At 50.8% G+C, this 21,764-nt stretch carries 15 protein-coding genes and 2 tRNA genes; 12 read left to right on the plus strand and 5 right to left on the minus strand.

The genetic code is table 11. The features are described from left to right. Nucleotides 1–39: 39 nt before the first annotated feature. A complete protein-coding gene (locus ACE3NW_RS05155; protein ID WP_374281060.1) occupies nt 40–1,695 on the minus strand; it encodes a diguanylate cyclase in 1,656 nt (551 codons plus the stop codon). A gap of 703 nt (nt 1,696–2,398) precedes the next feature. Beyond that, entirely contained in the window at nt 2,399–2,821 is a 423-nt protein-coding gene (locus ACE3NW_RS05160) for a hypothetical protein (protein ID WP_374281062.1), read from the minus strand. 469 nt (nt 2,822–3,290) lie between these two features. Here ACE3NW_RS05160 and ACE3NW_RS05165 point away from each other — a divergent pair, with 469 nt between their 5' ends. From ACE3NW_RS05165 to ACE3NW_RS05190, 6 genes are all read left to right on the plus strand, one after another. After that, nucleotides 3,291–4,406: an ABC transporter substrate-binding protein gene (locus tag ACE3NW_RS05165; protein WP_374281064.1), complete on the plus strand. Its 1,116-nt coding sequence runs from the start codon at nt 3,291–3,293 to the stop codon at nt 4,404–4,406. A gap of 11 nt (nt 4,407–4,417) precedes the next feature. Beyond that, a complete protein-coding gene (locus tag ACE3NW_RS05170; protein WP_374281066.1) occupies nt 4,418–7,570 on the plus strand; it encodes an EAL domain-containing protein in 3,153 nt (1,050 codons plus the stop codon). Nucleotides 7,571–7,890: 320 nt separating this feature from the next. Further along, nucleotides 7,891–9,042, plus strand: a complete 1,152-nt coding sequence (locus ACE3NW_RS05175; protein ID WP_374281068.1) for a flagellin — start codon at nt 7,891–7,893, stop codon at nt 9,040–9,042. 151 nt (nt 9,043–9,193) lie between these two features. Beyond that, the gene (locus ACE3NW_RS05180) at nt 9,194–9,478 is read left to right on the plus strand and encodes a tyrosine-type recombinase/integrase (protein WP_374281098.1); all 285 of its coding nucleotides are present in this window, start codon (nt 9,194–9,196) and stop codon (nt 9,476–9,478) included. Nucleotides 9,479–9,868: 390 nt separating this feature from the next. Then, nucleotides 9,869–11,125: an AAA family ATPase gene (locus tag ACE3NW_RS05185; protein ID WP_374281070.1), complete on the plus strand. Its 1,257-nt coding sequence runs from the start codon at nt 9,869–9,871 to the stop codon at nt 11,123–11,125. A gap of 4 nt (nt 11,126–11,129) precedes the next feature. Continuing rightward, complete coding sequence (locus ACE3NW_RS05190) at nt 11,130–11,783, plus strand: retron system putative HNH endonuclease (protein ID WP_374281072.1); 654 nt, start codon at nt 11,130–11,132, stop codon at nt 11,781–11,783. 205 nt (nt 11,784–11,988) lie between these two features. Here ACE3NW_RS05190 and ACE3NW_RS05195 read toward each other — a convergent pair. Next, nucleotides 11,989–12,083: transfer RNA gene (locus ACE3NW_RS05195), tRNA-Ser, on the minus strand. A gap of 220 nt (nt 12,084–12,303) precedes the next feature. Here ACE3NW_RS05195 and ACE3NW_RS05200 point away from each other — a divergent pair. From ACE3NW_RS05200 to ACE3NW_RS05215, 4 genes are all read left to right on the plus strand, one after another. Then, a complete protein-coding gene (locus ACE3NW_RS05200) occupies nt 12,304–14,022 on the plus strand; it encodes a glutamine--tRNA ligase/YqeY domain fusion protein (protein ID WP_374281100.1) in 1,719 nt (572 codons plus the stop codon). Nucleotides 14,023–14,115: 93 nt separating this feature from the next. Then, a tRNA-Lys gene (locus ACE3NW_RS05205) sits at nt 14,116–14,191 on the plus strand. A gap of 252 nt (nt 14,192–14,443) precedes the next feature. Continuing rightward, a complete protein-coding gene (locus tag ACE3NW_RS05210; RefSeq protein WP_374281074.1) occupies nt 14,444–15,625 on the plus strand; it encodes a tyrosine-type recombinase/integrase in 1,182 nt (393 codons plus the stop codon). Between the two features lie 677 nt (nt 15,626–16,302). Continuing rightward, the gene (locus ACE3NW_RS05215; protein WP_209818544.1) at nt 16,303–16,548 is read left to right on the plus strand and encodes an AlpA family transcriptional regulator; all 246 of its coding nucleotides are present in this window, start codon (nt 16,303–16,305) and stop codon (nt 16,546–16,548) included. Between the two features lie 79 nt (nt 16,549–16,627). Here the strand turns inward: ACE3NW_RS05215 and ACE3NW_RS05220 are convergent, their stop codons facing one another. After that, nucleotides 16,628–16,777: a hypothetical protein gene (locus tag ACE3NW_RS05220; RefSeq protein ID WP_374281077.1), complete on the minus strand. Its 150-nt coding sequence runs from the start codon at nt 16,775–16,777 to the stop codon at nt 16,628–16,630. Between the two features lie 234 nt (nt 16,778–17,011). Between ACE3NW_RS05220 and ACE3NW_RS05225 the strand changes: the two genes are divergently transcribed. After that, complete coding sequence (locus tag ACE3NW_RS05225; RefSeq protein ID WP_374281079.1) at nt 17,012–19,390, plus strand: DUF927 domain-containing protein; 2,379 nt, start codon at nt 17,012–17,014, stop codon at nt 19,388–19,390. A gap of 533 nt (nt 19,391–19,923) precedes the next feature. Here ACE3NW_RS05225 and ACE3NW_RS05230 read toward each other — a convergent pair. Further along, complete coding sequence (locus ACE3NW_RS05230; protein WP_374281081.1) at nt 19,924–21,507, minus strand: type ISP restriction/modification enzyme; 1,584 nt, start codon at nt 21,505–21,507, stop codon at nt 19,924–19,926. Between the two features lie 106 nt (nt 21,508–21,613). Between ACE3NW_RS05230 and ACE3NW_RS05235 the strand changes: the two genes are divergently transcribed. After that, a partial coding sequence (locus ACE3NW_RS05235; RefSeq protein ID WP_374279632.1) for a helix-turn-helix domain-containing protein occupies nt 21,614–21,764 on the plus strand: 151 nt, incomplete at its 3' end.

The raw sequence follows: 21,764 nt of genomic DNA on the forward strand, positions 1-21,764 counted from the left end.
AAAATCGACGGCAGGGCTCTAGTTGCATTATCCTGATGCTTAGCTGTTTGCCTGTGTGCCGACTACACCGGAAAGAAAGATAGATTCGACGCGGTTTCTGCCGCTAGCCTTGGCAAGGTACAGTTGCGCATCTGCTGCCCGCACCATGGTTGCAATGGTATTGTTGGGTACACACGGGCCAGAAGACACGCCAAGACTCACGGTAACACAATCGGCAACGCCCGACTCAGTATGGGGGATCCGCAAATCCATAATGCCTGTTCTGATCTGGTTTGCGATGCCTACTGCTGTATGCAGGTCTGTATCAGGGAGCACGCAGGCAAATTCCTCGCCGCCAAACCGTGCTGCGCAGGCGGGGAGGGGGACATGCTGCGCGATAATGCTGGCAACTTTTCGCAGGCATTCATCGCCAGCAATATGCCCGTAGCTGTCGTTAAACCTTTTGAAGTAGTCTATATCTATAAAAATCAGGGCAAGCGTGCCCGATTCCTGCGCATGGCGTGCGTATTCCCTGTCCAGAACTTCATCAAAATGGCGCCTGTTGGGTATGCCTGTGAGCGAGTCTGTAACACTCAAGGCTTCCATCTGTCGGCTTGCCTCCGCAAGCGTGGCCTCTATGCGTTTGCGCTCTGAAATATCCTGAATAAAGCCGTGCCAGATTGTGCTGTTGTCGGGCTGCCTCTCTGGGCTGGCTGTACCCTCCCGCCACAGAATGCCCCTGCCTGGCAGATTTACCCTGAACTGGGCATTCCATACGGATTGCGTGGTGGCTGATTCAATCACTGCCGCCCAGATGTGTGAAAAATCTTCTGGCTCAATGATAGGGAGCAGGGCGTCAATATTGTCGCGTACTTCGTCAGGCCGCACGCCGAGCATTTCGTGCAGCCCTTCGCTGGCGTAAGGCAGGCAGGCTGAACCATCGGTACGCAGATGAAACTGGTATATGGCCCCCGGAATCTGTGATGACAGTTTGTTCAGCAGTTCATGGCTGGACTGCAACTGACGCGTCCTTTCTATCACCTGTTGTTCTATGCTTGCGTATGCAGCCCGGCTTCGTTTTTCTGCCAGGCTGTGCTGGGCTATCTGGTGCGCAAGGCCAGAAAGCAGGTTTAGAATGGCGGGAATTTTTTCCTCTGCAACAATGGGCACTTCAGACAGTGCAGCAAAATAGGCTGCCTCATCAAAGCCGAATTTTATTTGCTGCCTCGAAAAAAAGTCCATGTCTGGCGGTTCAAGAAAGAACTGTCCAATAAAAATGTTCGCCACGTGCTGGTTTTCAATCACAATTGGGGCCGTGCAGTCTGTGAGGCCATTGAGGCATCTGTATGTGGCATAGGGTTTTGCACCCAGTTCTTTACGTGAAAGCACGGCATCGCATTCCAGGCAGCGCTCAAGAGTATGCTTGTTGGCGCGGTGAAATTCTGAGCAGATGCGTTGCCATTTTGATGATGCCAGCACCCGTGCATTAAAATCTATGACTGATACCGGGAGGCCCACGACTTCAAGAAAATTTTGAAATATGTGATTCAGTGGGCTGAAGTCGATCAGCTCTGCCAGTTCGTGGGAGCTAAGTTTCTTGTCCAGCTCCTGGTTCCATTCGGCGCAAAGCGGATCACGCATGTGCGCAATGGAGGGATAACGCCTGAACAATGTCCGCGAAACGGGTGGTATTTCTTTGTTGTATTCGTCACTCATAAAAATAAAACCCAGCTGAACCGTTTTTTAGGGCATAAAATCATATGGTTGTGCTGTGTTTATTGGGCAGCGTCTGTCCAAATAGTATCCCCGACGTAAATATGTCGTCAGGTGGGATTTTATTGAAAATGATTGGATTCAGAGCCGCAACTTGCGCGTATTGCCACTTTGGCATGTTATATAGATTGCACAGAAGGCATGCTGTGTCCATAGGTGGGCCGCGTCTCTGTGTCATTAATAATGTCATTAGTAATCAGAGTATTAGTGTTCTGTCATAAAGAAGGCACAAATAATCTGATGCCAGATATCTGGGTTGTTCTCCCGGCAGTATGAACGCCAATCCACCTATCTCTCAGTGTGTTTTCTATACGCGCATATCGGTATTTTTTTGTGAAGCTCTAGGGGGATTCAAATTTATTAAGGCGAAAATACTCGAAAAGGCAAAGGGGTAGCAGCTTGGCCAGTCAAAAGCTCTCACAGCGGCGGTTGTTCTGAGATGCACGGCCCTTTTCAGAGGTATGTCGTCATATATCTTGCATTGCAGCAAAATGGTGTAAGTGGCTGTATTGTTGTGTTAGTTTGCTGGCCGCAAACAGTGAGCCCGCCCTGGACGCTCGCCCTTGTACCTTTTGCGTCTGCCAAAACATAAAAAATCCCGACCACAAGTTGCCGGGATTTTTTATGCGAACTAACGTGCAGATATTTACTGCGGATAACGGCGAACCGCTTTTCCTTCCCCAAGCACCAGTGTTTGGTCTGCGTTGAGTGCAAAGACCTTGATCATGTACTGGTGGCGCTGCAACGCGGGCGGCTCCGGCCCACGGTAGCCCTTTATAGCGCCAGCCTCAATTGTGGCCACGCCGTTTTTGACCGTGCAGGGTACAACACCGCCGCCGTGGTCAAAGCTGGTCATGTCCAGATCTGTCATCTGCACACGGAAAAAAGCGGTTCCAGTGGGCGGGTTGGTCACAACAATCGGCGGGCTGGGGGATTGCAGTCCTCCGCCCTGCCACTCAAAGCTTACTGCAAATTGCTGATAATTCTCTGCCTTTTTGATGCACCCTGCGGATAGCATGATGGATGCATACATAACTACCGCTATGCACGGCATGAGCCATTTTTTCATACCCTGGTTCTCCTTGCCTTTGCCATGATTAAAGAAATATGAATATATTTGATAAAGTTGTGTTTTATGTCAATGCGCAACGAAAATTTTCTTTTTCGTGGTCTGGCTGGTGTGTTAATGTGTTGGAAACACGTTGCAATTTTTATATTGCAGCGGGTAGGCAGGCGAGTTATATTGATTTATATTTTTTATATTATTTTATTGCATGGCTAATATGCAGTGAAAAACAGTAAAAACAAAGCATGTTCTGGTTTGATTTCACAAGTACTCTCAATTCAAATTATGGCAACTGGTGTAACTTGTGCTGTGTGATTGTTACACTTCAGAGCTGTAGTCAAATACATCTGTTGCTCACGCTGGGGGGCATCGCCGCATATGGGCGGGCGGCAAACGCCACCAGCAGCCGCAGTAGGCATAGAGGCATCACGCTGGTTGGCAGGCATTCACACGTAAGTGGAGAACGACCATCATGATAACCATCAGGCTGCACTATTTCTTTCTGATGCTGGTTTTGTCCGGTTCTCTCGCATGCTGTTCGCCAAACGAACCGGTGAAAATTGGCTTTATGGGCGGTGTTTCAGGCCGCGTGGCCGATCTTGGGATTGCTGGCCGCAATGGAGCCCTGTTGGCGGTTGAAATGTGCAATCAGGCTGGCGGCGTGAATGGCCGCACCGTTGAGCTGCTGGTTGAGGACGATCAGCAGAATGCCGATCAGGCGAGATTGGCGGTACAGCGTCTGATTGATCAAAAGGTAGCAGCCATTGTGGGGCCGATGACCAGCATGGTTGCCATGGCGACTGTTCCCCTCGTCAATCAGGCCCAGGTTGTCATGGTAAGCCCTACTGTTTCGACCCAGGAATTGTCGCACATCGACGACTACTTTTTTCGGGTTATCTCATCCACGGCAGAGTATGCCCATAAAAGTGCTGATTATCATGCAAGCCAGCAAGGCATTCGCCGGGTTGCGGTGGCCTACGACATGCGCAACGAGGCATACAGCGAAAGCTGGTTAAAGGCCTATCGCAAGGGGTTTGCGGCACACGGCGGCGAAGTTGTTTTGGCCGAATACTATTATTCGGGTGATGATGTGAATTTTGCCGCACTTGCAGAAAAGCTGCTCAGGGTAAAGCCTGATGCTGTGCTTGTAATTGCCAATTCGCTCGACACCGCCATGCTGGCGCAACAGGTGAGAAAACGCGACCAGCACGTTCATATTGCAACATCAGAATGGGCTGCGACCGAGCGGCTGAGTGAGCTCGGCGGACGCGCGGTTGAAGGGATGATGATTGCCCAGTTTATGGACCGTGAAAGCAATAATCCCAATTATCTGGCGTTCCGTCAGGCATATATCGACCGGTTTTCCATGGAGCCAGGGTTTGGCGGCGTTACAGCGTTTGACGCGATGAATGTGGTGCTGACCGCCCTGGCGGGCAAGGACAAAAACCAGACCTTGAAGCAGGCAATCCTTTCCAAAGGAACTTTCATCGGAGTTCAGTCCGAAATTTTGTTTGACAAAATGGGCGATGCGAAAAGGGAAACGTATATGACCACAATCCACAACGGCCACTTTTTGCGGGTGCGTTGAGGGAGGCGGCTATGTCACGTCCACTCAGGTTCTGGCTGTCACTGGGTCTGTCAATTCAGGTTGTTTTGTCTGTATTGACGGTGGCCCTGGTATTGCTTTGGGCGCTTGTTCCCAAACTCAAGACAGAGGCGAGTAACCAGCACCAGCTGCTGAGTCAGGCTGCGGCCTCGCAGGTTGGCCACTATTTGGGCAGTTTTGACTCGCACCTTAGCCTGCTGGTGGCCGATATTGCGGCAAAATCGCCGGTGCAGCCAGAGCAGCTTGAAGAAATGCTTGATACTGTTGCTCAGGTGCAGATGGGAATCGAAGCCCTGTATGTTGTTGATTCCACGTACCGTGTTGTGGCGGTGGGCATGCCCAAGGATCATCGCAGTCTTCGCAGTAACCTGACGGGAATTGATTTTTCAGGACGCCTTTTTGCCATGGAAGCCAAGGAGCGCGCCGGAAAAATCTGGTCAAACACATATCTCTCTGCACGCGGTAATATTGTGGTGGCTCTGGCAGTGCCATTTACGTTTTCCACGCCCGCTGCCGTCCATTCTTCGCAGCGCTATGTTCTGGTGGGTGAGCTCGATCTTAAGGATGTCTCAAGATTTGCAGGCAGGTTGAGCGACAAGGGCACGTTGTTGACCATGATTTTTGACCAGCGCGGCAATGTGGTGGGCCATCCCGATGCAGAAAGGGCCCTGCGGCAGGAAAATCTTAAAAATCTGCTGCCGTTGGCCGCTGCGCGCAACGAGGCAAAGACACAGCACTTTAGGCTTGATGGTGTGGATTATATTGGCTACCTGACGCCCATTGCCGAAACAGGGTGGACAACCCTTGCCGGCCAGCCTGTTGACCAGGTGTACGGCATTGTTCGGTCAACGCTTTGGTCGTTGGCGCTAGGGTGTTCGATAGCTCTGGTCATTACCATTCTGGCTGCCTTGTGGGTCAGCAGGCGTATTGCGCAAGGCGTGGAAAGAATCTCTGGGCGAATAGGAGCCATTGCCAGCGGTAACTATGATACGCGTATCCCCCTTTCACCAATAGAAGAAATTGAAAATCTGTCGCGGGATATCACCGTGATGGCAGAATCTGTGGTTGAGCGCGAAGACCGTTTGCGCGAGAACGAAACCAGGTTCCGCACCCTGGTGGAAAACGTGCCCCAGGGTATTGTGCTTATAGGCGAAGATGAGCAGTTTATTGTCGTTAATCCTGCATTTTCGCGGATGTTTGGCTATGCTTTGCAAGATGTGCCAACCGTGGAAGTGTGGTGGCTGCGCACATGCCCGGATGAACTGGCCCGCAAAAATGAAATCCAGAAATGGCATTCGCAGCTCAAGGCCGCCCATGGCGGAAAAGTGACCATGTGCGCCTATCAGTTGTACCGTGCCGATGGCGTGCTGCGTACTTTTGAGATTGTGGCCGAGCGCTTGCCAGACGGCAGCACTCTGCTGACGGTTGTTGATGTAACGGAAAAGAGGCTGGAAGAAACCCGCCGTCAACGCGCCGCCAATGTTTTTTCCCATTCACACGAGGGGATCATGATTCTTGATCCTGATGGTGTGATTGTTGAAGTAAACAGTGCGTTTAGCCGCATTACGGGGTACAGTGCAAACGAAATTCAGGGCAAGAGCCATCTGGTGTTGCGGTCTGAACTTCAGAATGACGACTTTTACCACAACATGTGGCAAACACTCATACAGCGGGGCAACTGGTGCGGAGAACTCTGGAACAGAACTCGCGGCGGGCAGCTGTATGCGGCGCTGACAGATATAACAGCAGTTAACGACTCTACGGGCGCTGTGCAAAATTATGTGGTGCTGTTTTCAGACATCACCCAGATGAAAGACTATCAGCGCCAATTGGAGCGGGCAGCACATTATGATTCGCTCACAGGCCTGCCCAACCGTGTTCTTTTGGCAGACAGACTGCGCAAGGGAATGATTTTGTGCCTACAGCGCAACGTTTCGCTGGCAGTGCTGTATCTCGATCTTGACAGCTTCAAGCAGATCAATGATCTGCATGGCCATGCAATTGGCGATCAGCTGCTGCTGATACTTGCCCAGCGTATGAAAGATGTTTTGCGCGATGGCGACACGCTGTCTCGCATTGGTGGAGACGAATTTGTTGCTGTGCTGAATGGCCTTGAGCATGAAATTGACTGTTTTCCGATAATAGAACGTCTGTTGCACGTTTCTTCGCAGCCATTTCATATTGCAGGGATGGAGCTCGTCATTACTGTCAGCATCGGGGTAACGTTTTATCCCAGAGATAATGGAGAAGCTGATCTGCTGATGCGCCACGCCGATCAGGCCATGTATCAGGCAAAGCAGCAGGGCAAGATTCAGTACGCAATCTTTGATATTGTGCAGGGAGAAGCGACGATCCGTTTGCAGCATCTGGTGACCAGCCTGCGCAAGGCCATCGCCCAGAACGAACTTGTTCTGCATTTTCAGCCCAAAATCAATTTGCGTACCAAGACATTGATAGGCGCGGAGGCCCTGATTCGCTGGCAGCATCCTGAACTCGGCCTCTTGCCCCCTTCAGAATTTTTGCCGCCCATTGCCGAACACCCCATTAGTATCGCTATCGGCGAGTGGGTGATTGACCACGCTCTGGAACAGATCAATATCTGGTCCTGCTACGGGCTGGATTTGCCCGTAAGCGTCAATATCGGCGCCCATCAGCTCCTTCACAGCGCGTTCAAGATGCGGCTCAAGGAGCTGCTGGCAAAACATCCAGACGTGCCACCCGATCATCTGGAGCTGGAGATTCTTGAAACAAGTGCCCTTCAGGATCTTGATCAGGTTTCGTCTCTCATGTTCGAATGCGTGAACATTGGCGTGGGATTTGCCCTGGATGATTTTGGAACAGGTTACTCTTCGCTCACGTATCTCAAGCGCCTGCCTGCCGCCGTAATCAAGATTGACCAAAGCTTTGTGCGCGGCATGCTAGAAGACCCCAACGACTTTGCAATTGTGGTTGGTGTGGTGGGGCTCGCCAAAGCCTTTTATCGTCAGGTGATAGCCGAAGGGGTTGAAACAGCCGAGCACGGTGAAAGCTTGTTGAAGCTGGGGTGTGCGCTTGCACAAGGCTATGGTATTGCCCGGCCCATGAGCGCTCAGGACTTTCTGGACTGGGCAAAAGTGTGGAATGAAACGCACAGCAACAAGGTATAGCCGTAGTGCGGCAGCGATTACGGCCGCAGTGCAGCCGGAAGTTTTTCATATTCCTTTTCGTTTTGCCCTAAGCCTGAACAAACCGCAGCGGTTGGGATGTTCAGCAGCGCGGGGCTGAGCTCGAAGACGGCTTGGTTGCAGTAGTTTGAAAGGCGGGTTACTTTGCGACAGCTCGCCTTTTTTTTATCAAAGTATTATGCTGGGAATGACTGTTCGCCAAAATATTGGCGAAAAAAGCTGCTTTTGGAGGGTGAACGGGAAAAAAATATCCATTAACTTGTGCATGAAATTTGCAAATCCCCAAGTAATCAGGGGGGCACATGTACATAAACACCAATTGGATGGCCAACAGCGTTGCGAACAATCTTCAGTCGCACTACACCGAGTTGGCAACATCCACACAGCGCCTCTCAACCGGGTTGCGGGTGAACAGCGCCGCAGACGATGCAGCTGGCCTTGCCATTCGTGAACTGATGCGAACTGACATTTCTACCCTCAATCAGGGGGTGCGCAACGCAAACGATGCCATTTCGCTGCTCCAGACGGCAGACGGGGCGCTTGCGGTCATTGATGAAAAGCTCATCCGCATGAAGGAACTGGCAGAGCAGGCTGCCACGGGAACCTATGATTCCACGCAACGGCTTATGATAGATTCGGAATATCAGGCCATGGCTTCTGAAATCACCCGAATCGCCAACGCTACAGACTTCAACGGTATCCATCTGCTGAATGGCAATCTGTCCAGCGGTACCCACGATGGTGTGGGCATGACCTCCTCCGGCAAAATGAAGATCCATTTTGGCACTGCCAACGACAGCGCCGAAGACTATTACTATATTCAGATCGGTAGCGTTACGGCGAGTTCGCTTGGGTTGGGGGATAGCGGTGGTTTGTCTAGTTCGGCAGCAAAAGCGGATTATATTTCCAGTAAGGGCCTGACTTATATGGGAACTGACCAGCTTAACTTCTTGACTGTATATTGGAATAATATGGCACATTTTTCAAACTACGACCCAGTACAAACTGTGGAGTTGTACGAAGATGCTTCGTCAAATTTGTATGTATTTGCAACAAATAACTCTGGAGTGTTGCACGCTATAGAAACTGATCAAACTAGCTCTCCTACTGTGCACGGTGATGATGTAATTGGTTCAGGCTCTGGAGCGGCTGAGAATATCCGCACGCAGGATGCGGCCCAAAAGGCACTTGTGGCTATTGATAACGCCGTTGTTTCAAAGGACAAAATTCGCGCCTCGCTCGGTGCATTGCAAAACCGGCTTGAAAATACCGTGAGCAATCTTCAGACGCAGGCTGAAAATCTGCAATCCGCAGAGTCGCGCATTTCGGATGTGGACGTGGCCTCGGAAATGACGCGCTTTGTGCGCGAGCAGATTTTGACACAATCGTCGGTGGCCATGCTCTCGCAGGCCAATTCCATGCCCAAGATGGCTATGCAGATTATCGGCGGCTAAGCAAAAGCTTTTTCCATATCTCCCTCCACGGCATCCCCCCCAGCCGCACGGATTTCTGTCTATTCAGACGCAAAAAAGGCCAGTAACGGGCAATGTGGGCTTTGTGCTCACTAACCCGATATCAACCATATACCATGTGCCAGCCATCAATATGCGCCAGCCGTCAATGAAGCTGATGCTGAAACGGCTTTGCAAGAAAGCAGGGGTAACCCCCTTCGGGTTTCATGCCATACGGCAGTATTTTGCCGTCAGTCTGGTTAAATCGCAGAAGGCCGACATAACCGACATCCAGCAGCTTTTGGGCCACCAGATGCCCACCACAACGGATATTTACCTGCGTAGTGTTGCCCCTAACCTTGACCGCTTAGCCGGGGTCATTGAAGGGGTGGTTGGGGGTGTAGCTATTCACGGTGACGGGGCTGAGGCAGAAGGGTAGGCTTGGCTGAGCCAGTAGTAAGGGCGGGTTGTCTTGAGGCAACCCGCCTTTTTGCGGCTAATGGTGGGGTTAAGTCGCTTGATTATAACTAGCCGAGGTGGGGAATGTCTGACGTTTCAAAGTGTGGTTGTGGCTGGTACATGATTGCCATCGGTGTATGGTTACAATCGGATTAGCATTGACTCTGCGTGATTCGGAATGGGGAATTTATGTTGGGTTAATGTGCCGTTTGAGTTTCTGCTGCCGAGAGGATAAGAAGGGGAGGCAAGCATTATGTCTGCGGTCTTGGGAGTCAACACCCTTGCTGGCGTGTAACAGCATGTACACTGGTGTGCTTTTCCTTCAACTGCACGATAGCTATATATCTGCACGAAAAATAGCGGAGGCCGTATGTATATTAAATCTATATCTCTAAAAAATTTCCGCTGTTTTGAAGGGTTGACTCTTAATTTAAATGCAAAACTAAATGTCTTTTTTGGTGAAAATGGATCAGGAAAAAGCTCTTTATTTGAAGCTATAAATATTTTGCTCGGGAATATTACAGATAAGCTCGGAAAGAATTTTGCTGTAAAAATTAATTTGTCGTATGAAGATATTTATAATGAGTCTATTGATTCATATATAGAAATTTCAATGTTTGATAAGTCGCTGATAACATGGGGATTAGGAGCTACAAAAACAATTGAAAAAGGAAATTTTTCAACAAAAACGACATATCATTGCCATCAGCTTGAGCCGTATGTAAAAAATATTATTAACGCTATAGTTCTGAATAAAAAAACTCGGAATCTTCCAATATTCTTGAGTTATAAGGCGACAAGATCTACAGAATGTTTTTATGCAAAAAATGAAAATGAATATATCATATCTCCTACTGCATGTTATGACGATGCTATTTCTAGGAATTATGACTACCATTCATTTTTTAGATGGTTCAAAGCTCGTGAGGATTTGGAACTTCAAAAAAGTAAACATAGTATAACTCATTACGATGAGCAGCTTCAAGCAGTAAGGAGCGCAATAAAAAGCTTCTGTGATTTTTCTGATTTTAGTTTTGATAGAGAAACATGGCAATTTGTTATTGAAAAAGATGGGAAAAATATATTTTATAGGCAGCTGTCAGACGGAGAGAGGGGCTATATCATTCTTATTGGGGATATCGCCAGGCGTCTTGCAATTGCTAACTCCGAACTAACTAATCCGCTTGATGGGGAAGGCATTATTCTTATTGATGAAATAGAATTGCATTTACACCCGAAATGGCAGCGCAAAATTATTCCCAGCTTACAAAAGACCTTTCCAAATTGTCAATTTTTAATTTCTAGTCACTCCCCCCAAGTTCTGGGTGAAGTGCCCAAAGAGTCGGTATGGATACTTGAGCCGGGCGAAGAGCCATACCACCCGTCACGCTCTTATGGCATGGAGTCGTCTGAGCTCTTGCGTGAGGTTATGGGGGCTGAAAGCCGAAGCCCAGAAGTGACTGAAGTTCTTAAAGATATTGATCACCTTATTGAAGAAGGCAAATTTGAAGACGCGCGGAGGTCGATCTCGGATCTGGCTAAAAGTACCGGTAAAATTCCTGCACTCATCAGCGCAAACAGCTACTTAACTATGATGGGTCAAGAACAGGCCGATATTGAGGAGTAGCCGCATGCTTCCGATACATAAAAATAGCACGGATCCGTTGCGTCAATATCGTAGTACGCCAAATGCAAGCTATGACAACTGTCCTAAAGAAGCATTGAAAGATAGCCTGCTTCGAGAACAAAATTTTTTATGTGCGTACTGCATGGCGCGTATTACAAAAGATACAATGAGCATCGAGCATTGGAAATGCCAATCTGACAATTGTGATCTTGAACTTTCATATTCTAACCTATTAGCGGTATGCAGTGGAAATGAGGGTCAACCTCCCCGTAAGCAGCACTGCGATACCAGAAAGAGTAACCGGAATTTAACATACAATCCGGCGAACCCAGAGCATCATGCGAGGCTTAGAATACGCTACACACGGCTAACAGGTAAAATTGAATCAGAAGATACCGCCTTTTGTCTAGAACTTGGAGGTGAGCAGAGGGGAACAGAAGGTGTTTTAAACTTGAATTATGAGCAGATTATGAATAATCGTTTGGCAGTCATTGGTCGTGTGGAGCAAGAGATGAACAAATTGCCTCAGGATGCTAAAAAATCACAAATTCGTCAGCTCATTGAACGCTGGAAGACAGCCAACGGGCAGGGAGAACTCCCTGAATATGCAGGGGTTGCAATATATTTTCTCGAAAAACGCCTTGCTAGGGCGCAATGATTTTACCGTGGTACTTCGCTGCTAGCGTTGTATGATGCGAAACGGTTTCCCTTGGGCAATGGCACTATCTGATTTTCCCCACAGATTTCCCAAAAGTATGCATGGCGGTATGCACGCCACCCCGCGCAGCCCCGAATTTTACCCAGCTAGAACGCAAAAACGGCGAGTTACCTTTGACAGTAACTCGCCGTTTTACTTGCGTATGTGGCGGAGAGGGAGAGATTTGAACTCTCGATACAGGTTTAAGCCCGTATACTCGCTTAGCAGGCGAGCTCCTTCGGCCGGCTCGGACACCTCTCCGCGTGCATTGGCCATCCAAATGGTGAACCAGAATGCAGAAGTGCAAGCTAGCCCAGACAGAAGCACCTGTCAAGAATGTTCTTCCACTCTGTGGAAAATGATCGCGCTGGCGTGTGGACCGTGCGCGCCATTGACCGGGGCCGCAGCTTGGCGTAATTTTAAGAACTTCTCTCTTTAAATGGAACTATTGGAGCGCATTATGGCCCCCGAAAATGAAAAGATGCCCGCCGCCCCCCAGGCTGCCGAATCTGCAGCCACCGGCGAAACCGGTAAAGTCGGCATGGACTTTATTCGTACCCGCATTACCGAAGACAACGCAACGGGCCGTTTTGGCAACCGCGTACACACGCGGTTTCCTCCAGAGCCCAATGGGTATCTGCATCTGGGGCATGCCAAATCCATCTGCCTCAACTTTGGCGTGGCCAAAGAATTTGGCGGGCTGTGCAATCTGCGCTTTGACGACACCAACCCCACCAAGGAAGAAACCGAATACGTCGATTCCATCCGTGAAGACGTCCGCTGGCTTGGCGGCGTGTGGGACGACCGCGAATTCTATGCTTCCGACTACTTCGAGAAGCTCTATGAATACGCCGAGCAGCTTATCACCATGGGCAAGGCCTATGTGGAAGATCTTTCGGCCGAAGAAATACGCGAATACCGTGGCACGCTCACCCAGCCCGGCAAGGAAAGCCCCTGGCGCAACCGCAGCATAGAGGAAAACCTCGACCTGTTCCGCCGCATGCGCGCGGGCGAATTTGCCGATGGCGAAAAGGTGCTGCGCGCCAAGATAGACATGGCCTCGCCCAATGTGGTCATGCGCGACCCCACCCTGTACCGCATCCGCCATGCGGAACACCACCGCACGGGCAGCAAGTGGTGCATCTACCCCATGTACGATTACACCCACTGCCTGTCCGATTCCATCGAGGGCATCACCCATTCGCTCTGCACGCTCGAATTCATCAACAACCGCGAGCTGTATGACTGGGTGCTCGAAACCCTGGGCACGTACCGCCCGCAGCAGATCGAATTTGCGCGCCTTAATGTCACCTACACGGTGCTCTCCAAGCGCAAGCTCATCCAGCTGGTGAAGGAAGGCCACGTGACCGGCTGGGACGATCCCCGCATGCCCACCCTCAGCGGTATGCGCCGTCGTGGTATTCCGCCAGAGGCCCTGCGCGAATTCTGCTCGCGCATTGGTCTTGCCCGCGCCGATTCCACTGTGGATTACTCCATGCTCGATTTTTGCGTGCGAGAATACCTCAACGACCACACCCCGCGTGTCATGGCTGTGCTCGACCCCATCAAGGTGGTTATTGAAAATTATCCCGAAGGCCAGGTGGAAGAGTTTGAAATGCCCTACCACCCGGAAGACACCTCGTACGGCAGCCGCAAGGTTCCCTTCTCGCGCGAGCTTTTTATTGAACGCGATGATTTTCGCCTTGAGCCACCCAAAAAATATCACAGGCTGGCCCCAGGTGCAGAGGTGCGCCTGCGCTACGCCTACTTTATCACTTGCCGCGAGGCCGTGCTCGACGACGCTGGCAATGTGGTGGAGCTGCGCTGCGTGTACGATCCCGAAAGCAGGGGCGGGCAGAGCCCCGATGGCCGCAAGGTAAAGGGCACCATCCATTGGGTTTCGGCGGCGCATGCCATTCCCGCAGAGGTGCGGCTGTACGAGCAGCTTTTTGCGGCAGAAAACCCCAACGCCACGGCTGAAGGGCAGACGTTTCTGGATTACCTTAACCCCGAATCGCTCAAAAAGGTTGAGGCCAAACTGGAACCGGCGCTGGCTTCCTTCAAGATTGGCGACAAGATGCAGTTTGAACGCCTTGGCTACTTTTGCAAGGACAAGGACAGCACGGACACGCTGGCAGTTTTCAACCGCACCACAACCCTGCGTGATACCTGGGCCAAGCAGGAAAAAAAGGGCGCATAGCTCTTTTTTGAAAAAAAATTGGCTCTGGACAAAAAATTGTCGCAAGTCGCGCTTGACAGTCGCTGTGGCTGTCGATATATTCCGCGTCTCTACGGGTCGTTAACTCAGTAGGTAGAGTATCTGCCTTTTAAGCAGAGAGTCGCAGGTTCGATCCCCGCACGACCCACCAAATTTACTTCTCATAAAGCCCCGCAAAGCCTTAAAAGCCTTGCGGGGCTTAGCTTTTCCGCCATTTTGACTTCTCACTAGTTCTCACTCCCTACCTGTACATACCAACATAGTGTTGGTATATCTGTTGGCATCTTTCGTTTCCTGAAAGTTGGTACCAACATTTTTTACAAGCCCCGCCAATAAAGGGTTTGGCGGCAATGTTGGTATCTTTCAGCCAGCTAGGCGCAAACCGCCATGAGGAGATACCAACATGAGCTTAAGCGATACGCAGCTACGAAATATGAAGGCCACGGGCAAAGTCAAAAAGGTTTCTGACGGTGGCGGTTTGTATTTACACCTCAGCCCTGCTGGCGGGAAACTGTGGCGTATGGCGTACCGCTTTGAAGGCAAGCAAAAAATAGTGTGCTTTGGGGCATATCCTGCTGTTAGCCTGAAAGAAGCGCGTGAACAACGCGATGAAAGCAAGGCTCTGTTGGCTAGGGGTATTGACCCTTCCTTGCATAAGCAGGCGGCAAAGGTTGCCAGCATAGCGGAAACGGCAAATGCCTATGAAGTCGTTGCCCGCGAGTGGTATGCCAAAAATGCCCCCAGATGGACAGAAAGCAATGCAGAACGTGTTCTTGCCCGTCAGGAAAAAGATGTTTTTCCCTTTATTGGCAAGCGCCCCATTGCGCAAATATCAGCACCTGAATTGCTGACGGTGTTGAGAAAAGTTGAAGAGCGGGGGGCATTGGATACTGCCCACCGTATATTGCAGGATACAAGCCGCATTTTTCGTTATGCCATAGCTACAGGCAGGGCAGAGCGTGACCCCGGTGCTGATCTTAAAGGCGCTCTCCCTGTTCCGCGAGAAGGGCATTTTTCAACCATTGTGGATACAAAGGAGATAGGCCAGCTTCTACGCGATATTGACGCATACAGCGGAAATCTGGTTGTTCGGGCTGCATTGCGGCTGGCCCCATATGTATTTGTGCGGCCCGGCGAATTGCGAAAGGCCGAATGGACAGAATTTGACCTTGAGAATGCGGAATGGCGCATTCCGGCAAAGCGCATGAAAATGCGCGTGCTGCACATCGTACCTTTATCCAGACAGGTACTGGGCATCCTGCGTGATTTGCATCCGTATAGCGGCGATGGGCCGTATCTGTTCCCCAGTGTGCGGGCAAAAAGCGCCCCCATAAGCGACATGACACTTTTGGCGGGCTTGCGCCGCCTGGGGTATTCCAAAGAACAAATGTCTGTTCACGGCTTCAGAAGTCTTGCAAGTACGCTGTTGAATGAGCAGGGCTTCAATAAAGATTGGATAGAGCGCCAGCTTGCCCACGGGGAACGCAATAGTGTTAGGGCAAGTTATAATTATGCGGAATATCTTCCTGAGCGGCGTAAAATGATGCAGGAGTGGGCAGATTTTTTGGATAGTTTGCGGATGTAATGCAAAAAGGATTAGAGCCACAGTATGACTTTTCTGCCACTAGTGCCCACTTTTTATACTTTTGTATAGAAATTAGCGACTGCGCTAACCTGTATTTGAAAAAAATGTCAACACAATTTTCAAAATAAACAGGATTCAGTGGGGAGTTATCTTGAATGTGAACTGTTGATTATGCCTGCGGGCATAGCTTGTTATGTCAAACATCATATTTCAGGTGAAATATTTTTGTTCTATAACAGGAACAAGCCATATTCTTGTGTTCCAATTTTTGGGAATAATTTTCCTATATGGTAAATTTATGTGTCTCAGAATAGAAACTATAAAAAAAATCTAAAAATCACTAACTAATCTTTTGATTGTAAAATCAGCTAGTTATTAAAATGACGCGGAGAACCAGATATTTTATCGTCTTGACACAATGTGAGGTTCTTTGCATACGCTAGAAAAGGCATGAGAAAAGCGGTCCGTGTTGGCGCACGAACCGCTTTCAAAAATGGGATTCTTCCCGATGAGAATGCTAGGGCCAGCCATTTGCCGTGTCAGCCCTACAAACCAACGCATTGCACATTTGTACAATGCCCCTTCTCCGTATACGCAGTATTACCATTTGGCAATAAGAAAATGCGGGGGAATCGGGTTTTGTGCGCTGTGCCGTGCTGTAAAGGATTGTTTCAATTATGAAACACGTTCCTCTTGCAGCGTCACAGGAAAATTCATCTTCCTCTCAAAACCTTCAGCTTGTCCGCTTGCCCCGTGTACTGGCGCTTACAGGTGTAAGCACCGCCACATGGTACAGGGGCATTTCCAGCGGCATCTATCCCGCCCCCGTAAAAATTGGTTCCCGTGCTGTGGCCTGGCGCATGGCTGACCTCATGCCCATTCTTGAAAACGGCGTCCAGGGGGTGGCTGATGGCAGCAAGTAGCGCCGCCCAGCCTCACAATTCCACCCCCATTCCACCCTTGGCGGTACCCCCGCCAGACCGATTGCCTCCACTCAATTATCTACATGCTTCTATAATAGACCCCTCTCAGGCTCTTGCTGAAATGCGTGCCGCTGGCTTGCTGGTGGATGATCTGCAATTTGACGGCAATCTCCATCGCGTGCCCGTTGAAGGCAAAGCCCGCCAGAAAGACGGTGCGTATTGTGCCCATGCTGATGCGCCTTGCTCTGTGTGGTGGCAAAACTGGCGAACAGGGGCAACTGGTGTATGGACGGCGCAAGGCGAAACAAGTTTTTCACCCGCTGAGCGTCAGGCCTTTACCCGCCGCATGGAAGAAAACCGCAGGCTGCAAGCGCTAGAGCAAGCACGCCGCCAAGCCGAAACCGCAAAAAAAGCGCAAAGGCTGTATGCCGATGCAACAAAAATGGTAGCGCATGGGAGGCATGTGTACTTGGCTGACAAGGGCGTGCAATCATTGCCCGGCCTTAAAATTTCTTTCCGCGACAACAAACTGGTGGTTCCGCTTTATGATGCTGAAGGGCAGCTTGTGAACCTTCAGTTTATCAGTGAGCAGGGCGAAAAGCGGTTTTTGTCCGGCGGGCGAAAACAGGGCTGTGTTTTTCCCATTGGCGAGAGCGCAGACTCTCCGCTGCTGATAAGTGAGGGGTTGGCAACCGGCCTAAGTCTGCATGAATGCCTTGGCTATCCCGTATGGGTGGCGTTTGACGCGGGCAATCTTTTGCCCGTAGCGCAAGCGGCCCGCCGCCAGTTTCCCAACAGGCGGATTGTCATCTGCGCAGACAATGACGTGCATGCGGATGCCTCGCCCAACACAGGGGTGGAAAAAGCCACCGCCGCCGCTCAGGCCATAGACGCAGAAATTGCTGTTCCTCGCCATGAAGGCAGAAAGGTTGACTGGAATGACCTCCATAAAAAAATGGGGGCCGGGGAAGTTCGCACGCAGTTTATGAATGCCCACAAGCCCAGCGGGCAAACACCTGAAACCTCACAACAGCATACAAAACTTCCCAATGGCTATTCCCTGCGCACAACGGGAAAACAGCAAGGCCTGTGGCATCTTGAACAAAAAGATGGCGGAGAGCCTGTTGAAACATGGATAGGCCCGCCATTGCATGTACGTGGCAGAACACGCGATGAAAACGGCAGATCATGGGGGTTGCTGTTGGAGTGGCAAGACCCTGATAACGGCAAACATACCTGGGCAATGCCCAGTGCCATTTTGACAGGGCGCGACCCATCCGCATGGTTGGGACGGCTTGCAGATGAAGGCTGGAGCGGTGCCCCCGGCAAGCGTGCTCGCGACTTGTTAGCCCTTTTTCTTGCCACAATTCAGCCTTTGGAACGTGTGTGGTGCGTTCCCAGTATCGGCTGGCATTACGAGCAGTTTGTTTTTCCAGATGCAATAATCAAACAAACTACTGGGCAAACTGGGCAAGCTGGACAAGTTAATGAAAACAGCGTGTTGCCGCTGTCCAGCAGTGCCCAGTCAGAACCGGGCAATCTGGGCAAGATTGTGCTGCAAACCGCAACGGTCCAAAACCCCTACCTTACGGGCGGCACTCTGGAACAATGGCAAGCCACCGTTGGCGCATGGGCGCAAGGCAACAGCCGTTTAATGCTGGCAATATGCGGGGCACTTGCCGCCCCACTGGTGCATCTGGCTGGGCAGGAAAGCGGCGGATTCAATTTTGTGGGCCAAAGTTCCACGGGTAAAACAACGGCTCTGGTTGTGGGGGGCAGTGCGTGGGGCAAGGGCACAGCCTCTGGCGGTTATGTGCAAAACTGGCGGGCAACAGCCAACGGCCTTGAAGGCATGGCAGAGCTGCACAATGATGCTCTTTTGTGTCTGGACGAAATAGGGCAGGCATCGGCCCGCACGATAAGCGAGGCTGCCTACCTCCTCGCCAACGGTATGGGCAAGGCGCGGGCCATGAATGACGGTTCCGCCAAAGCCGTAAAGTCATGGCGGTGCATGGTGCTTTCTACCGGCGAAAAAGGGCTTGCGGACAAAATTGCAGAAGAGGGCGGCAAGGTACAGGCGGGGCAGGCAGTACGGCTGATTGATGTGCCTGCGGATGCCGGAAAAGGTTTAGGCATTTTTGAAAATCTGCATAGTCATGAAAGCCCCAGTGCTTTTGCGGACTGCATAAAAAAAGCCGCCGCGCAAAATTACGGGCACGCGGCCCGCGCCTTCATTACGCAACTTCAGCAGCACCGCCAGCAAACGCTGGAAAAGCTCTCTCCCGCGTTGCAAACAGCAGCAGAAAGCCTTTGCCCGCCCAATGCTTCAGGGCAAGTGCGAAGGGTTGCCCAGCGGTTTGCCCTATGTGCCATAGCTGGCGAAATGGCTACAGACTGGGGGCTTCTGCCTTGGAAAGAAGGGCAAGCCTTTGCCGCCATTCAAACCTGTTTTGACGCATGGTTTTTATTGCGGGGTGGAGCCGGGGCGGCGGAAGATGCCGCCATTGAAACACAGGTAAGGCTGTTTATTGAGCAGCATGGCGCTAGCCGCTTTCAGGATATGGACAATCTCGCCGCTCCTTGCAGCCAACGGGTGGGCTTTCGCCGCATAAGCAACACTGGCGAAGGCATGGAATACTATGTCTTGCCGGAAAGTTTCAAATCAGAGATTTGCAAGGGCTTTCCGTTGCAGCGGGCTGTGGCTGTTCTACTGGAAAAAGGTTTGCTGTTGCCGGGCGATTCTGGCAGCAACACGCGCAAGCCGCCGCATGATTTGCCGGGCTTTGGGCGCAAAAGGTGCTATGTGCTTTGCTGCGGGGGTGATGCAGATGCCCTGGTTTGATCTGTTCATTCCGCCAACAACTTGCCCGGTTTGCCCGGAATTGCAAAACCAAACTGGGCAGCAACAACACGTTGAAACTATTGAAGTGTCCAGCCTGCCCAGCTTGCCCGGACAAAAAACGGCAATGTGTGATGCAGCGGTTGAAAATGCTGTGCAGCCGCAACGCTGCCTTGGATGCTTGGCATGGCGTAACACTCCGGGCCTTGCGTGGTGGTGCGGCACTTGCGCGGCAACGGGGTTGCGGGTTGGCTTCCGTTCTGTTTGCTCCTTACCAAGCCAAATGATGCCCGCCGCAACGGCTCAAGGCGAGGTGGTCTGGCAGTAAAAAGGGGGGCCGACCCCGCCAGGGTAAAGCCATAAACATAATAAGGCCCGGAATCCCCCGCCATTTGTGCAGGTTTTCCGGGCCTTTTCTTGCCAGAATGTCATGAGCAGGGGCGCATACGGTCTTACGGTCATGCGCTGCCAACATTTGCCCCCCCGCCAAGCTATGGGTGGTTCATAAAAGTTCAGTTTGCGGGGCTGGTATTGGCTTAGCTCAGCTCTGCTTTCTCCAGCTTTGGCAGTGCCTTCACTATCTTGAGAGTTTCAAGGCTCACGGTAATGACGCGCAAAAACAGCTCCAGCGGATAGCGCGGGTTGTGCATGGTTTCATTGGCCCAATCGTTGGCGTCATTGACAATGCCGCTGTCTTTGTCCGTTTTTACGCACTGGCGTTCCACCACCCAATCCAGCGCGGGCTTGCCGTTGACCACATATTCATAGGCTTCAGGGGGAATGCCGGTCACGGTAATCTTGCTGTTGTAATGCAGTGTTGTAAGGTCTTTCTCCTTGCCGTTTTTGCCATAGCGCATCTTTTCCACCCTGAAATCCTGGGGCGTGCAATCGTCCAGCGTTTTACCGCCAGCAATGCCGACAGTTGCCGGGTACGGCTCCACACTTTCATAGCCAATGTGCAGCTTTGCCAGTTCGCGCCCTGCCTTGCTGAAGGCCCAAAAATCCGCCGCCAGTTTTACGCGGGGAATACGGGGCAGCTCTTTGGCGAGGTTGTCCGCGTACCATTCCCGATACTGTTCCGAATGCAGCAAGCCATAGATGTAATAAAACAAGTCTTCCTTGCTGATCTTTTCGCCGGGGTAGGCGCTTTGGAAATGCTGCAAGCCTTCGTCTGTAATGGCATCGCGGCGGGTGCGCTGCTTCGGCTCTGGGGCCGGTGCGTCAAACAAGCTGCCCTGCGATTGCGAGGGGGCTTTTGTTTCGCTGGGGTCATCGTAGAGGTAGAGGGGGAAGCATTGCGCACCAGCTTCGAGGCAGTTCAAATCAAGGATTGTAGAGCTTATAAAACAAGAAATTCCATTTTTCGCCCCAGCACCAGAAACAGAAATGATTATGTTCTCGGAGGTGGGTTCTGGAAAGATGCGAGGCATCTGGTAAACCATTTCATTAAAAGTGCGATTGAAATACAGCCATTGTCTAGTGAATGGCCTGTATTGACTGTGTATTAGGGATTTCTCATCAAAATAAAAACTATAATTTTTTACAAGAAACTGCTTTAGTGATCGCGTCCAGCTAATTTTTGTGGGATTTGTGTCTATAAATGATTCAATCTTTGATCCACGTTCTTTTTTGTCAAAGCATTTATACAATGTATCAAATCGAAATACTTCTGTATTGTAAAAATTTATCATGCGCTGCATGTTTTCTGTTATAATGCTTAAGCTGGAATTGTAACACCACACATCACGATTTGTAACTACACCAAGAGAAAAATTTTCAAAAAGTCCGGTTTCATTTTTCTTTTTATCGCCTAACACAATGAATTGACTAAAACTGTCATCTCGTTGTTGGAGCCAGTCACCATGGTCGTCAGGTGTAATTGATTGCCAGCCGTTGGCGGCAGTAATGCCAGCAATGCTGGCATAGTCTTGTATTGCCTTCAGCTTTTCCTCTCGGCTCAGGTAGTCACCAATATCATGGAAAAATACCTGGCCGCGCTGTTTGGACTTTGGGTTTTTTACCAGCAGGGAAATGGCAATGGGGGCGCGGCTACCACTGCCAAAAATATTATCTTTTTCCTTGCGCCGCGTCTCACCTTGAGTGCGAGCATTACCCCGCAAATGAAAGGCGGATTCAACTTACAAGTGCAACACCCTCAAAGTTGAATGAAAAGGCAAGGTGGTATAGCCCTTTAGCCTCTCCATCCAACCAAAGATTGAAGGGCGTATGGGCTATGCACACCTTGCCAGGGAAGAACGGTACTACATCTGCCAGGCAGTGAAAAGTGGAACGTCACTGAGGGCCATAGCCAAAGCGATAGGCCGTAGCGTCTCAACTGTAAGCCGCGAACTTGCGCGAAATACCGGGGCGCGTGGCT

The organism is Desulfovibrio sp., from assembly GCF_041907885.1.
Classification (GTDB): Bacteria; Desulfobacterota; Desulfovibrionia; order Desulfovibrionales; family Desulfovibrionaceae; genus Desulfovibrio.